15 protein-coding genes are annotated in these 14,572 nt (G+C 59.8%); 13 read left to right on the forward strand and 2 right to left on the reverse strand.

What is annotated here, in order from left to right; translation table 11 throughout:
* Window positions 1–153 precede the first annotated feature (153 nt).
* The 7 genes from FIV09_RS08435 to ccmI all read left to right on the forward strand — a co-directional run bounded on the left by FIV09_RS08435 (window position 154) and on the right by ccmI (window position 6,842).
* The gene (locus tag FIV09_RS08435) at window positions 154–876 is read left to right on the forward strand and encodes a response regulator (protein ID WP_007803380.1); all 723 of its coding nucleotides are present in this window, start codon (window positions 154–156) and stop codon (window positions 874–876) included.
* On the forward strand, window positions 876–2,342 hold the full coding sequence (locus FIV09_RS08440; RefSeq protein WP_092813046.1) for an ATP-binding protein: 1,467 nt from the start codon (window positions 876–878) through the stop codon (window positions 2,340–2,342). Before FIV09_RS08435 ends, FIV09_RS08440 begins: the two co-directional genes overlap by 1 nt.
* Window positions 2,278–2,583 carry an SHOCT domain-containing protein gene (locus tag FIV09_RS20595; protein ID WP_239367986.1) on the forward strand — a complete coding sequence of 102 codons (306 nt, stop codon included), beginning with the start codon at window positions 2,278–2,280 and terminating at the stop codon, window positions 2,581–2,583. The genes FIV09_RS08440 and FIV09_RS20595 overlap by 65 nt, the downstream gene beginning before the upstream one ends.
* Window positions 2,584–2,648: 65 nt before the next feature.
* Window positions 2,649–4,649, forward strand: a complete 2,001-nt coding sequence (locus tag FIV09_RS08450) for a heme lyase CcmF/NrfE family subunit (RefSeq protein WP_092813053.1) — start codon at window positions 2,649–2,651, stop codon at window positions 4,647–4,649.
* Window positions 4,650–4,657: 8 nt separating this feature from the next.
* On the forward strand, window positions 4,658–5,224 hold the full coding sequence (locus tag FIV09_RS08455; protein ID WP_152449567.1) for a DsbE family thiol:disulfide interchange protein: 567 nt from the start codon (window positions 4,658–4,660) through the stop codon (window positions 5,222–5,224).
* Window positions 5,221–5,694: a cytochrome c-type biogenesis protein gene (locus FIV09_RS08460; RefSeq protein WP_009807484.1), complete on the forward strand. Its 474-nt coding sequence runs from the start codon at window positions 5,221–5,223 to the stop codon at window positions 5,692–5,694. Before FIV09_RS08455 ends, FIV09_RS08460 begins: the two co-directional genes overlap by 4 nt.
* Window positions 5,691–6,842, forward strand: a complete 1,152-nt coding sequence (gene ccmI, locus FIV09_RS08465; RefSeq protein WP_092813056.1) for a c-type cytochrome biogenesis protein CcmI — start codon at window positions 5,691–5,693, stop codon at window positions 6,840–6,842. The genes FIV09_RS08460 and ccmI overlap by 4 nt, the downstream gene beginning before the upstream one ends.
* A gap of 28 nt (window positions 6,843–6,870) precedes the next feature.
* Here the strand turns inward: ccmI and FIV09_RS08470 are convergent, their stop codons facing one another.
* Both FIV09_RS08470 and FIV09_RS08475 read right to left on the reverse strand, forming a co-directional pair.
* Complete coding sequence (locus tag FIV09_RS08470; protein ID WP_009807485.1) at window positions 6,871–9,000, reverse strand: protein-disulfide reductase DsbD; 2,130 nt, start codon at window positions 8,998–9,000, stop codon at window positions 6,871–6,873.
* Window positions 9,001–9,283: 283 nt separating this feature from the next.
* A complete protein-coding gene (locus tag FIV09_RS08475) occupies window positions 9,284–9,586 on the reverse strand; it encodes a DUF2933 domain-containing protein (protein ID WP_043754567.1) in 303 nt (100 codons plus the stop codon).
* Between the two features lie 155 nt (window positions 9,587–9,741).
* Between FIV09_RS08475 and FIV09_RS08480 the strand changes: the two genes are divergently transcribed.
* From FIV09_RS08480 to FIV09_RS08505, 6 genes are all read left to right on the forward strand, one after another.
* Window positions 9,742–10,302, forward strand: coding sequence for a L,D-transpeptidase (locus FIV09_RS08480; protein ID WP_009807486.1), 561 nt, complete (start codon window positions 9,742–9,744; stop codon window positions 10,300–10,302).
* Between the two features lie 28 nt (window positions 10,303–10,330).
* A complete protein-coding gene (locus FIV09_RS08485) occupies window positions 10,331–10,789 on the forward strand; it encodes a cytochrome c (RefSeq protein WP_121068480.1) in 459 nt (152 codons plus the stop codon).
* A gap of 372 nt (window positions 10,790–11,161) precedes the next feature.
* Window positions 11,162–11,734: a cytochrome c gene (locus tag FIV09_RS08490; RefSeq protein ID WP_152449569.1), complete on the forward strand. Its 573-nt coding sequence runs from the start codon at window positions 11,162–11,164 to the stop codon at window positions 11,732–11,734.
* A 2-nt stretch (window positions 11,735–11,736) separates the two neighbouring features.
* A complete protein-coding gene (locus FIV09_RS08495) occupies window positions 11,737–12,654 on the forward strand; it encodes a cytochrome c (protein WP_152449571.1) in 918 nt (305 codons plus the stop codon).
* Between the two features lie 43 nt (window positions 12,655–12,697).
* Entirely contained in the window at window positions 12,698–14,092 is a 1,395-nt protein-coding gene (locus tag FIV09_RS08500; protein WP_152449572.1) for a multicopper oxidase family protein, read from the forward strand.
* Window positions 14,089–14,571: a cytochrome c gene (locus tag FIV09_RS08505; RefSeq protein ID WP_152449573.1), complete on the forward strand. Its 483-nt coding sequence runs from the start codon at window positions 14,089–14,091 to the stop codon at window positions 14,569–14,571. Before FIV09_RS08500 ends, FIV09_RS08505 begins: the two co-directional genes overlap by 4 nt.
* The last annotated feature ends 1 nt before the right edge of the window (window position 14,572 follow it).

Genomic DNA, 14,572 nt, shown 5'->3' on the forward strand with positions numbered 1-14,572 from the left:
CAAAGGTCACATAACATACGCGCGACGCTACCCGGGAGCACGACACGGTGCAGGCACAGATTTGTATCCATCTGTAGCAAGGGACTGACCTGATACAAACGGCTACAATTCTGCCCATGAAACAGAATGCAACGATGATCTAGGAAGGACGCCATGGGACCGCCACCTCATATCCTTATCGTGGACGACCACGCTCAGATACGCGAAAGCGTCGCGCGCTTCCTGGAGAAGAACGGAATGCGCACGACCGTCGCCAGGGATGCCGTGGAGATGGATGCCAAGCTGGCCACCGGTCACTTCGACCTCCTCGTGCTCGATGTCATGATGCCGGGCGAGGACGGTTTGTCGGTTTGCCGCAGACTTGCGCCAGAGGGTGATCTTCCGATCATCATGCTGACGGCGCTTGGTGAGGAAACGGATCGGATCGTGGGTCTGGAAATCGGTGCGGACGATTATCTCGCCAAGCCGTTCAATCCACGAGAACTGCTCGCCCGCATCAAGTCGGTTCTTCGGAGAAGCAACCGCGACGAACCTGTGGCCGGAAGCCTCGCTGGGAGGAAAGTCTCTTTTGCGCACTGGATACTGGATACCGACCGGCAGGTGCTGATTGACGAGTCCACCACCGAGACCCCATTGACGACCTCCGAGTTCAAATTGCTGGCGGTCCTGCTGGAACGCGCGAGGATGGTGCTCAGCCGTGACCAGTTGCTTGACCTGACCGCTGGGCGGACGGCAGGCCCGATGGATCGAACCATCGACAATCAGATCAGCCGTCTCCGCCGCAAAATCGAGCCGGATGTACTTAGGCCCAGTGTCATCAAAACGGTGCGGAACGGCGGATACTGTCTGGCTGCCGATGTCGAGGATGCGCCGTGATGCGCCGTGCGATGAGGTCTCTGAGCGGCCAGTTGATCCTGCTTGTGGTCGCGGCACTTGTCGTGGCCCAGGCGATCAGCCTGTTCCTGTTCGCTGACGAGCGCACCCTTGCGATTCGTGCCGCATTGGGGTTCGAGGCCGCCGGTCGCGCAGCAAATGTCGCGCGGTTGATCGAGGAGGCCCCGCCGAAGTTGCAGGACTCGATCCTCCGCGCGGCGAATTCGCCATTGATCCGGTTTGATCTGTCGGACGTTCCGAGCGTGGAACACACCGGTCATTCGGATGGCGGCATCGTGGAAGGACGCATACGCGCGCTTCTGGGCGATAGCTACAGCCGGGATATTCGCGTTGAACTGCACGAGGTCGAGGGCGCGTTGCGGCCCCTTCCCAATCTCTCGGACGAGATGACGGAAATGCATCTCGCGATGATGCGCGGAGAGTTGACGGCGGTTGAGATGAACCTGTCGATCGCCATCAAGGGAGCGCGTTGGCTGAATGTCGGAACGCGGTTCGAGCGTCCGCCAATCCAATGGCCTTTCTATTCGATGCTGACCTTTGGAATTTCCGCCGGACTGCTCCTGGTGGCGATCTTCTGGTTTGTCATGACGCGCCTGACGCGTCCTTTGCGGCACCTCTCCAAGGCCGCGGACCATCTTGGCCGGGGCGAGGATGTGGGTGAATTGACCGTCGCGGGGCCGACCGAGGTCAAGGATCTGACCGTCGCCTTCAACCGCATGCAACGACGGCTGACCCGGTTTGTCAGCGATCGGACACGGATGCTCGCAGCGCTTGGTCACGATTTGCGCTCGCCGTTGACTGCTATGCGTGTCCGCGCGGAGCTGGTTGACGAAGAAGAGACGCGGGACAGCCTCATCGCATCGGTCGAAGAGATGCAGAGCATGGTCGAAGCGACGCTCACCTTTGCACGGGGCCTTACCGGATCCGAAGGTGCCGAAGTGGTCGATCTGCGCAATTTTCTGGACAGCTTGTGCAGCGATATGGCGGCACACTGCACCTTTGCCCCGAGTGATGATGTTGCCGTGCGGCTTCGACCCAACGCGTTCCGAAGGGCGCTGAGGAACCTGCTTGAGAACGCCGTTCGCTACGGTGGTGCCGCAAAAGTCAGCTGGGCGACCCACGGTTCGAACCTCGTACTCAACATCGATGACAATGGGCCCGGCATTCCCGTCGACCAGTTGGAAAAGGTCTTCGATCCCTTCTATCGCCTCGAGCAATCGAGGTCTCTGGAAACGGGCGGTTATGGGCTTGGGCTCTCGATCGCGAGGACAATCGTCCAATCCCATGGCGGCGATATCCAGCTGGTCAACCATAACAGCGCGGGTTTGCGCGCTGTTGTCACCATCCCACTGGATGAAAGCGAACTAATCGAAGGAGAAACAGATGAAACTGAAAACGCTCATTCCAACGTTGCTGGCCAGCTTGCCCGCCAGCATGGCGCGAGCTGATGGTCCAGGCTCCTGGACAGGTCACATGTGGGGCGGAGGCTATGGCTTTATGGGCGGCTTCATGATGCTCGCCTTCTGGGGCGCCGTGATCGCATTGATCGTGTTTCTGGTGCTCAGGCTGCGGGACAATGGCACCCGTCCCCCGGACTCGGACGCGCAGGAAGCGCTCCGGCGCCGCTTTGCGAATGGGGAAATCGACGAAGAAGAGTTCCGTCGCCGCAAAGCAACGCTCGACGAATAGACCCCGCCGCGGACGCCAAAGCCGTCCGACGCGACGCCCACCGACACTGGATAGGAAAGAACGCCATGGTCCCGGAAATTGGTCACTTCGCACTGGCCCTCGCGCTTGCGCTTGCGCTTGTTCAAAGCGTTCTGCCGATTGCAGGTGCGTCGCGTGGAAACGCCGTCTGGATGAAATCCGCCCAGGCGACGGCAATAGGACAAGTGCTGTTTGTGGCCATAGCCTTCGCAGCGCTGATGCAGGCCTTCATCGTCAGCGACTTCACCGTCAGGAACGTCGTCGAGAATTCCCATTCGCTCAAGCCGATGCTCTACAAGGTGGCCGGGACCTGGGGCAGCCATGAGGGTTCGCTGCTGCTCTGGATTCTGATCCTCGCGGTGTTCGGCGCGGGCGTCGCCTGGTTCGGATCGAACATCCCCGCCGAGACCAAGGCGCGCACCTTGTCGGTGCAGGCGTGGATCAGTGTCGGCTTCCTGTCCTTCCTGCTGCTGACGTCGAACCCCTTCGAGCGGGTGTTTCCGCCGCCGCTCGACGGCAATGACCTGAACCCGTTGCTTCAGGACATGGGTCTCGCCATGCACCCGCCGCTCTTGTATTTCGGGTATGTCGGCTTCTCCATCGTGTTTTCCTTCGCCGTTGCGGCTCTTATAGAGGGTCGCGTCGATCCGGCCTGGGCCAGATGGGTCCGGCCATGGACATTGGCCGCCTGGATCAGCCTGACGGCGGGTATCGCCCTCGGGTCTTGGTGGGCCTATTATGAACTGGGCTGGGGCGGCTGGTGGTTCTGGGATCCGGTCGAGAATGTAAGCTTCATGCCTTGGCTTCTGGGCACAGCGCTGTTGCATTCGGCCATCGTCACGGAAAAGCGCGATGCGTTCAAAAGCTGGACCATCCTGCTTGCCATCCTGACTTTCTCGCTTTCACTTCTCGGGACGTTCATCGTCCGGTCAGGCCTGCTTACATCCGTACACGCGTTCGCCGTCGATCCAGAGCGCGGAGTTTACATTCTGGGTTTACTCGCGGTGTCCATCGGTGGGTCGCTGGCGCTCTACGCCTGGCGGGCGCCCGAAATGGAGCCGGGTGGTTTGTTTCGCCCGATCAGCCGCGAAGCCGGGCTGCTCGTGAACAACCTCATTCTGGCCGCCGCTACGGGAACCGTTCTGTTCGGGACGCTTTATCCACTGATCCTGGAGGCTGTCACCGGGGACAAGATCTCGGTCGGTCCACCTTTCTTCAACGCGGCCTTCATTCCGATGATGCTGGCACTGGTCGTGTTCATGGGTCTTGGTCCATTCCTGTCGTGGAAGCGGGCTGATATCGCCGGTTTGCTCGATCGCATCCAATTCGTGGCCGTGCTGGCGGTCATTGCAGCCTTGGCCGCATGGTATCTTCTGAACGGTGGGCCGATCATGGCCTATCTTGCCATCCTCGGCGCAGCGTGGCTGCTTTTTGCGACCCTGCGGGAATGGGCGCTACGCATCCGTCTGTTCGAGGTTTCCCTTGCAGAGAGCGCGAGACGCGTGCGCAACCTGCCACGCGCCTCTCACGGTATGACGCTTGCCCATGCCGGCGTCGCTGTGTTGATGATGGGGATGATCGGCTCGACCGGATGGAAGAGTGAGGAGATCGTCTTTGCCGCCCCCGGGACCGAAGTCACGATCGCCGGGTTCGACATCACCTTCGAAGGGGCCGCAAAGGTTCAAGGGCCGAACTACATCGCGGATCGCGGCACCCTTGTGGTGCGTCGGGATGGCGAATTGGTCACGACACTTTTCCCGGAACGGCGGTATTACCCGGTCGCGGAAAGCCAGACGACGGAGTCGGCCATCCGCTCCACATTGGCGGGCGATCTCTATACGTCGATTGCAACGCCAGCCTCCGATCAAGTGAACAACGCCGGAGCATGGACCCTTCGGATCCTCTATGAACCGCTCGTCAACCTGATCTGGATCGGCTCGATCCTGCTGGTGATCGGTGGCTGTTTGTCCTTGTCGGATCGCCGTTTGAGGGTCGGGGCGCCGCGCCGTGCCAAACAGCCAGCCACCGATGCCGTTCCTGCCGAGTAGGAGAGAAGATGAAACGTCTCATTGCCGGGCTGCCGTTTATTGCGGCGGTCATATTCGGTGGGTTTTTTCTCTGGGGGCTCAATCCCGACCGGGATCCCAACGAGATCCCTTCCGTCCTGATCTCGCAACCGGCCCCGGCGTTCGACCTCGATCCCGTGCCGGGGTTGGAGACACCCGGCCTGGCCCGAAGCGATCTTGTCAGCAACGAACGACCGGTCGTGGTCAATGTCTTTGCGTCCTGGTGCGTGCCCTGCCGCGCGGAACATGCCGTGTTGACAAGATTTGTCGAACGAGAAGGCATGCGGTTGTTCGGAATAAACTACAAAGACAAACCTGAGGATGCCGTGAAGTGGCTCAATGACCTCGGCAATCCCTACGAGCGGATCGGGTCCGACCTGTCGGGCCGGACCGGGATCGAATGGGGCCTGTCGGGCGTGCCGGAAACCTTCATCGTCGATAGCGATGGCACCGTTTTGTTTCGCTATGTCGGGCCGGTCGTGGGTCCGGACGCCGTCGAACGGTTCACGCAAGCCCTGAAGCAGGCAGGCGCACTGCCAAATGGAGCAGGTTCATGAGACAGTTGATTTTCGCGTTTTGCATCGGGCTCCTTCCCTTTGCCGCCAATGCGGTGGAACCGGACGAAATGCTGACCGACCCGGTATTGGAGCAGCGTGCGCGGGAGATTTCCAAGGATCTACGATGCGTCGTCTGTCAGAACCAGGACATCGACAGTTCGAACGCGGGTGTGGCGCGGGACTTGCGTCTGCTCGTACGCGAGCGCCTGGTCGTTGGAGACAGCGACGCGGAGGTGATCGAATACATACGGGCGCGGTACGGGGATTACGTGCTGCTGAAACCGCCTCTGGAGCCTGCGACCTACGCGCTTTGGTTCGCTCCGATCGCTTTCGTTCTGATCGGGGTTTTCGTTGGTGGCGGGCTACTGATGAGTCGGCGAAAGCAAGAGGCATTTGAAGACTTGGGCTCGGAGGATGAGAACACCGTGTCCGAAATTCTCAGGCAAAACGAAGCGGGGGATGCGTCATGATCTGGGGTATTTTCGTTCTTTTGACGCTGGTCGCAATCGGAATTGTCCTCTACCCGCTGCTGCTGTCCAAATCGAACACTCTCACCAGAGGGGATGCGGTACCGGCGATCCTCGCCGATCAGATGCGGGAAATCCAACGAGACATGGACCGCGGTTTGATTTCTGAACAGGAAGCTCAAGCAGCCAGACTCGAGATCAAGAAACGGATCCTCGCGACGACCCGCAATTCGGAAGAAAAAGTCGGATCATCCCGTAATGGTGGCAGAGTCACTCTCGTTGTCGCGGCGGTCCTCGCGCCGGTTATTGCCGCGGGCTACTATCTGACGATGGGATCGCCGGAGGTTCCTTCAATGGCCTTCGCTGCCCGTGCAGAGGAGCGGGCACAGACTGATGAAGTGACGGCGCTGGCAATACAACTTCGCGAAAGGCTTGTGTCCGATCCGACCGGCGGCCCTAGCGAAGGGTGGATGCTGTTGGGCCAGACCTATCAGCGCATGGGCAGAGCAGCCGATGCCGTCGAAGCCTTCGAAGTCGTTGCCGAACGGGAGGATGCCACCTCCGCGACATTCTCCATGCTGGCAGAGGCTGTCGCGGTTGCCAATGACGGCGTTGTTATTCCACGGGCGAAATTGGCCATTGATCGCGCTTTGGACCTTGACCCATCCAATCCTGCGGCAACCTACTTCGAGTCTCTGTATTACCTTCAGCAAGAAGAGACGCGTAAGGCCTACGATCTGCTTGTTTCACGGCTGAATCAGGAAGAGGCTTACGTTCCCTGGATGGAGACCTATGCAGCGCAGATCAACCGGATTGCAGCGGCAGCTGACCTTCCGGTCGTCAATCTACCCAGCGGGCCGACGTCGCAACCAGGCCCGAGTGCCGCAGATGTCGCGGCGGCGTCGGAGATGAATGACGCGGATCGCGCGGAGTTCATCCGATCGATGGTCTCGCGGCTGGCCGAGCGTCTTGAGGATGAACCGGACGATCTGGATGGTTGGATGCGGCTGGCAAATGCCTATACCGTCCTTCAGGAGCCCGATCGCGCCGTTGAGGCCTACCGCAAGGCTGAAGCGCTGTTGGAGCAGCAGCCCGCCAGTGATCCTCGGCGTGCGGCGGTCCGTGCCGCGCTTGAGCGGCTCGGCGGCTGACTACTGCTCGGTGTCCCGGTCGAGCAGGTCACTCCTGTCCGGCAACCTTTGCGGAAACATCCCGACCACTGGCTTGCGCCAAGGCGTTCATCACGTCCTCGGTTTTTAGCAATTCGGACAGCACAATGCCGTTCGGTGCCGATGGTCCGTAGACGGCATTGAAGGGGATGCCGTATCTGCCGAAACTCTCAAGGTAGCGGGAAATGCGCGTGTCCGGGCGTGTCCAATCTGCCTGCATCGCCGTGACTCCAGGCGCTTCAAGCGCGCTCCGGACTGGCTCCCGATCGATGATAAGTGTCTTGTTCGCTTTGCAAGTCAGACACCAGTCAGCGGTCACATCGACAAAAACGACCTCTCCTGCGGACACGCGTTTCGCTATTTCCGAACGATCAAATGCGATCCAAGCCATTGCCAACTGCGGCGTCGAACGCGCAGGTGCTGATTGCTGCAAGAGAGGACCTGCGGCAATGGCCAGGACAAGGCTGGCTATGGCAATAGACCACCTGAATTGGGACTGCACATTCGGGAGAGATAGTATCAGAACGGCGAGACCGGACAACGCCGCGACCGCGATGACAGACGCAAGCCCGGCGACACCGTCGAGCACCCAGAACAGCCACACGGCGGTTGCAAGCAACAAAACCCCCATGACGCTTTTGATGATCAGCATCCATCGACCAGGCTTGGGCATGAATGCGACCAGACGCGGGAACGCGGCGATGACGAGATAGGGCAGGGCGAGGCCGAGCCCGAGGCTCGTAAAGACGATGAGGATGTCCACGCCACGCCCGGCCAAAGCAAAGGCCACCGCGGTGCCGAGGAACGGTGCCGAACAAGGCGTCGCCATGACGGCACCGAACATGCCAGTGAAAAAGTCGGCGGAATACCCGTTGCGTCCTCCGGCCCCTGCAAGCCGCGTCTGCATGCCGTGTGGAAGGGCGAACTCGAACGCTCCGAACAGATTTGCCGAAAAGACGAGCAGGACAGCGATCATCGCCGCAAGAAACAGCGGGCTTTGAAACTGCAAACCCCACCCGACGCTGAGGCCTGCCGTCTGGAGCGCCCAGAGGACGAGCGCCAGACCCCACATGAACGTCATGATGCCGGCGCTGGCAGCGACGAAACCGAACCGGACACGGGTTGTGTCGTGATCGGTGTGTTTGAGCACAGACGACACCTTGATGGACAGCACCGGCAGCACGCAGGGCATCACATTCAGGATCAATCCGCCCAGCAGCGCGATCGCGGCAATCCAGATCAGTTCCATCATGTCCGGTGTCGTGGCGGCCAGTTCAAAGGGTGGTGCTATTCCTTGCGCCACGCGATCCGCGATGATCGTGAAGGCCCGGTTCTCGCCGTCGGTGACGGTAATCGACGGAGCCACTGTCACATCCGTATTCGACGAGAGGATCGGCAAGCGCGCCCAAAGCAAACGATCCTCTTCTCCCAAACGGATATCGGGTTTGCCAAGCGCAACACCCATACCCAGTTCGGGAAACACATCCGGCGACTGGAGTGGTTCATCGACGCGAAGGCTGACGATCAACTCCGTGAGGTCTTCGTCGATGAAGGCATTTGCCTCGCTGACGCCGCTCGTCTTGGCCCCTTCGGGGACGCGCTCGGAAAACGTACCGATCAGCCCAGCCGAAGTGCTGTCGATGACGTTGCCCCGTCCGAGGCGAAGTGACAGGTCAAACTCTTCCGGGACACAGACATTGGAGCACACCAGCAGTTTGACCTGCGCGGAAAGAGTCACAGGTGCGCCGGGATCTTTGAGCGTTATGCGCAGCGGAAAGACGACTTCACCCGCATAACCAAAATTTTCGATGCCGAAGGCGGTGAAGCGCGTCGGGGCGGGCCACATGAATTCGACATCTGCGACGTTTTCGGAACCGCTCCATTCGACCGAAGGCGGTATTCCCACCTCGCCCGCCGACCGCCAATAGGTCTTCCAGTTTTCGTTCAGTTGAAGGTGAAGCCCGGCTGACAGAGTCTGTGTGTTCTCGGGAACGCCGTCCTGTACACTAATGAGATGCGCGGTGAGTGGCGCGCTCTGGTATTCAGCAGAGGTTGCTGCCGCGACACTTCCAGAGACAACGGCCAGGAGCACGAAGGGAATAAGCAAAACCCGTCGCAGGATCAAAAGGCAATCGATCAAGATACCTGCTTCCTTCCCATATTTTCCGCAGATTTCGCCAGGACGGCGGAAATTGCGTCAAAGTCCACCTGTGGCAAAACCCTGACGACCGTCCGCACAGAATATTCGCGCAACGCCAGTCGCAGAAGATGAAAGGGTTCGACACCCATCCGGCAGAAGGTCTGACGCTTGCTTCGTGGACACGATAGCGCCGCGATCCGAGCAGTATTCAAGACTTCCTGCACATCCCCCAAGCATGAAACCCGACAACAGCAACGCGCCTACGCGTACCTTCCCGCGCACATCACGGCCTGTCGCGGACCACGACTGGAATCGCGGAGGTTATGGGCTCGGTCGTTTCCTCGATAGTATCCTTTGCCTTGTCGGAATGGCACGATTTTCCCATGAACTTGTGCATCACGAGATGCGCCCCAACGCACAGCAGGAGCGGGGCGAAAGCCGCTGCATTGCCCCACATGCCCGCCAATGTGCCGCCGGCAAGAAAAAACCCCGCAACGGGCAGCAGCATGACGACGCAACACGCCATCATACCATAATGCATGAGCCTGTCCGTGATCGGCTTTTTTCTGTGGCTGTGGTGGTCCATGACACCCTCTTTGTCTCGTTCCCGGCGTCATTTGCGACCCTCCAGCAGGATAAGGTCAAGGATACAAATGGATACACTTCTCGCGGCCTTGTCAGGTTGCCTGATGCCGGGTCTCCCGTAAAAGACATGTACAAACCGTAGGCTAGGAGTGTGTCATGACGACATCGCGAAACAACAAGATCAATCGACGAAGCCTGTTGGGGTATGCGGCTGTCGCTTTGGTTGCACCAAGCGTGGTTCGAGCCGAAACCATTCGCCGCAACATTTCTTCTTTCCGAGTTCATGACTGGCAAGACCATTTCGACACGCTCGGCAAAGGGATCATCATCTCAGACACCGTGACGATGGCGCTACAGCACTGGACAGCGGACGGCGAGATGCGGATTTACCCGACATCCGTTCCGCTGACCGACGAACTCACCAAACGCGGTTACACCGAAGTGGTGGAAAAACGCAAAAACCCCAGTTGGGCGCCGACGCCCTCCATGCGGGAACGCAATCCGGAATGGCCGGCACGTATCGAGGGGGGTGATCCGGACAACCCCTTGGGTACTCGCGCACTGTACCTGTCGTGGCAGTACTACCGTATTCACGGGACACAGGACACGCGCAAGATCGGCCGCCGGTCGTCAAACGGCTGCATCGGTTTGTTCAACGAACAGATCGAGGAAGTCTACGAGCGGGCACCTGTCGGCACTCAAGTCAAACTCATCTGACCCAACGGGCAAGGCGGAAGATACAGGCATGGACAAATTGACTGCGCTGATTGGTGCCGTTTTTGTTATCGGCGGGGGTTTTGCCGTTTGGCAGTTCGTTGGAGCGGAAGATACAGCGGTTGGCCACTCCATGACGCCACCCGACACAAGTGAGATCGCTGAAGGCGGCCCGATCGTTCAGGTCCAGCTGCCTTCCCAACTCTCGCAACAGGCGGCGCTTGGAAAGAGCATATTCGAGGCAAAGTGTTCTGAGTGTCACGGTGAAAATGCTGCCGGTCAAAACGGTGTAGCGCCGCCTCTTGTGCACAAGATCTACGAACCAAGCCACCATTCGGACATGGCCTTTGTTTTGGCCGCTCAAAATGGCGTGCGTGCGCATCACTGGAATTTCGGTAACATGCCACGGATCGAGGGATTGACCCAGGGAGACGTCAAGATGGTTGCCGCCTATGTCCGCGAAATACAGCGGGCCAACGGGATTGACTGATGCGTTGGTCGAAGACAAACCGATGGATTCTGTCGATCGTTTCCGGCCTTTTCCTAGTGGTTCTCGGAGTGCCTGAGGCGCCAGCGTTTCATGGTGAAGCGTCCTTGGCGCAAGAATTTCACGCTCACGAAGATGTAGGGTCATCAACGAACGAGGCCTCTGGCCACTGTCATCCGGGACTCGATTGTTCTGTCACGGCAATGGTGTTGCTCCAGCCAAACGTGGTTTACGAGCCTCAGTTTCTGAAGGCCGTCATGCAAGACGGCGCGACCCAACGAACCGAGTTGCGCCCCACCAGCGATCCTCCACCGCCGCGACGGTGGGTCTGATTTCACATCGCTCGAAAAGCAGACCCAAAGAAGGATCGAAGACATGAAAAAGACGACTATCGTAGCGGCAGTGTTGATTGCAGGTACTGCGGTCACGGCATTCGCGCATAGCGGTGCCACCGGCATCGTGAAAGAGCGCATGGACGCCATGCTTGCAATGGGGAAGGCGGTCAAGACCGTGGCCCCGATGATGAGGGGCGAAACGGCCTATGACGCAGAAACAGTGCGCGATGCCGCGCGCCTGTTCCAGCAGCACGCCGGTGAGAGCATGACGAACCTGTTCCCTGAGGGCACAGGGGGCATGCCTTCGGAAGCCAAAGACGAGGTGTGGACCGACTGGGACCGCTTCGCAGCATTGGCGAGTCAGCTGGAAGAAAATTCCGAAGGCCTGGAACGCGCAGCCGACAATGGATTGGGCGGCATGGGCGGCAATACCTCCATGGTTGGCACCTCGATGATGGGCGGTGGGTCCATGATGGGCGGGAGCACGATGATGGGCCGAGGCGACATGATGGATGCGGCCGCCATTGCCGAAATGCCCGCCGACGCAGCATTCGCGATGACGACCCAGGTCTGTTCCGCATGTCATGAACGCTTCCGGGCGGAAGAAGACTGACCATGCGCCGGTTCTTGACACTCGTCAGCGGGGCCGCCGTGCTGGGCGCGGCCAGCCTCGGCGTCGTGATTGCATGGCCTGTCGGCAGTGCAGTGACTCCGATTGCAATAGAGGGCAATGTCGACCGGGGCGCATATCTGGCGCGCGCCAGTGGGTGCATTGCCTGTCATACCAATTTTGAAGCGGGCGGCGCACCACTTGCCGGAGGGGCGCCGCTCGAAACCCCGTTCGGAACGTTCTACCCGCCCAACCTGACGACAGACCCGGAACATGGCATGGGCGAATGGACGGCAGAACAGTTCGCAAAAGCCATGCGGCAAGGCATCGGCCCCGATGGAACGCCGTACTATCCGTCTTTCCCGTACACCTTCTATGCGGATTTTTCTGATCAGGATATCGCTGACCTCTGGGCGGCGTTTCAAACCGTGCCGCCCGTGGACGAGCCTGCACCAGAAAATGATGTCAGCTTCCCATTCGACCAACGATGGGGGCTGAAGCTCTGGCGAGCGGCGTTCTTCTACGATCCGGATACCGAACCGATTGAAGGGCGAAGCGACGCATGGAATCGAGGACGGGAATTGGTGCGCGGTGCGGCACATTGCGGAGCCTGCCATACGCCGCGCAATCTTGCGGGAGGCCGCGATATCGGTGCTTCCTTTGCAGGCAACGCCCAGCTTCCCGGTGGTAGCAAGGCCCCCGCGATACGGCCAAAAGACCTGGTCAAAAATGACTGGACGGTTTCAAACCTCGTTTATGCGCTCCAGACCGGCATCACCCCTTCGGGCGATGCGTTCGGCGGCAGCATGGCGGAAGTGGTTCGCGAGGGAACTCGGTTTCTGACACCTGCCGATCGGGAAGCGATGGCGCTTTTCCTGCTGAACAAGGACACGGTCGAGGCGGAGAACCCCGCGTCGAACTAACACCACGCGGGGGCAACACGCCCCCGCTTTCTCGAGGATCGAAATGAGACAAACACGTCGGGATTTCTTGCGCCATGCAACACTGGCGGCCTGCGCGGCGGCCATCCCGCAGTCGGCTTTTGCCGCGACCCCGTTCGAGGACCTGATTGCCAAGGTTGCACGTCGACAGCTTCTTCCGGACACCTACCCGGAAACAGAGATCTGGGGCTATGACGGCCTCGTTCCGGCCCCGGAAATCAGGGTCACACAAGGCGATCGGGTGCGTCGCAGGTTTCGCAACGAGGTACCCGATCCCAGTTCGGTTCACTGGCACGGAATCCGGATCGATAACGCGATGGATGGCGTTTCAGGACTGACCCAGAAAGCCGTGGCACCAGGTGAAACCTTTGACTACGACTTCGTCGTACCGGACGCGGGCACCTATTGGTATCACGCGCATAATCGCTCATACGAGCAAGTCGCGCGTGGTTTGCGCGGTGCCTTGATCGTCGAAGAGGTCGATGGACCTGACATAGACCGCGAGGAAGTCATCGTTCTGGAGGACTGGTTGCTCGACCCTGAGAGCGGGCAGCTGTTCGACAATTTCGAACAGCCTATGATGATGAGCCACGGTGGACGCATCGGCAACTTTATCACGACCAATGGGCGCTATGACCTGACCTTGCCCGCGAAGCGCAACGAACGCATTCGCTTGCGGATCATCAACGCAGCAAGCGCTCGAATTTTCCCGCTGAGGCTCTCTGGATTCAGTGGCTGGACGGTGGCCGTGGATGGAATGCCAACCGGCCAACCCCAGTCGGTTGACGGCGAGTTGATCCTCGGCCCGGCACAGCGCGTCGACTTAATTGTGGATGTGACCGAAGGCGAAGGCGGCACCGCCCAATTGCTTCGCATCGGCGATGATGATCAACTGACCCCGTTGGTGAGTTTTCTGGTCAACGGCACAGCCAGTTCAGTACCAAGAGGCAAGCCACTGCCGTTGCCGCCGAACCCCGCGGCACACGCCCCGGACCTTGCCGATGCGCGTGATTTGCGACTGGTCATGTCCGGCGGGGCAATGGGGCGAATGCAGTCCGCATTGCTTGGCGGGGAACGTCTTGGATTCCGTCAGCTTGCCCAAGCGGGCAAATTCTGGGCCCTGAATGATGTCGCCGAAATGACCTACACGCCACTGGCCGATCTATCCCTGAACGAGCCGGTGCGCCTGAAGATCGAGAACCAGACCGTTTTCCCACATGCGATGCACCTGCACGGGATGCATTTCCGCGAGCTGCGCCCCGACGGCGCGTTCGGGCCGATGCGGGACACGATCCTGTTGGCCGGCAACGAGTCCCGGGAGATCGCCTTTACGGCAGACAATCCCGGCAAGTGGCTGTTCCATTGCCACATGCTCAGCCACGCCGCATCTGGCATGACAACCTGGATACGGGTCACATGAGATATCTCGTTTGGTCCCTTCCGATCACTGTCGCAGCAGCCGCCTTCACGTATTGGCTCTCGACCAGTGCATCCTCGGATGTCGGCAGCGCGTCCAGGGCGGAGAGCTACGACATCGAAGAAGGCGCGTTGCTCTACGCAGAAAACTGTGCGTCTTGTCATGGCGCGGGTCTGGAAGGCCAGCCGGAATGGCGAACGCCCGGCGCGGATGGGCGCCTGCCAGCACCACCACATGATGAGACGGGTCACACCTGGCATCATCCTGAGAGCCTGCTCTTCGATTACACAAAACTGGGGGGTGCGGCGCTTCTGGCGCGTCAGGGCGTCGAATTCGACAGTGGCATGCCCGGTTTCGCAGACGTGCTGACCGACCAGCAAATTCACAACATCCTGGCCTTCATCCGGTCCACCTGGCCAGACCGCATCCGCGAAGTCCAGGCCGCGCGGACAGAAGCCGACGAACAACGGGGAGAGAACTAAA

It is taken from the genome of Roseivivax sp. THAF197b (assembly GCF_009363255.1).
GTDB lineage: Bacteria > Pseudomonadota > Alphaproteobacteria > Rhodobacterales > Rhodobacteraceae > Roseivivax.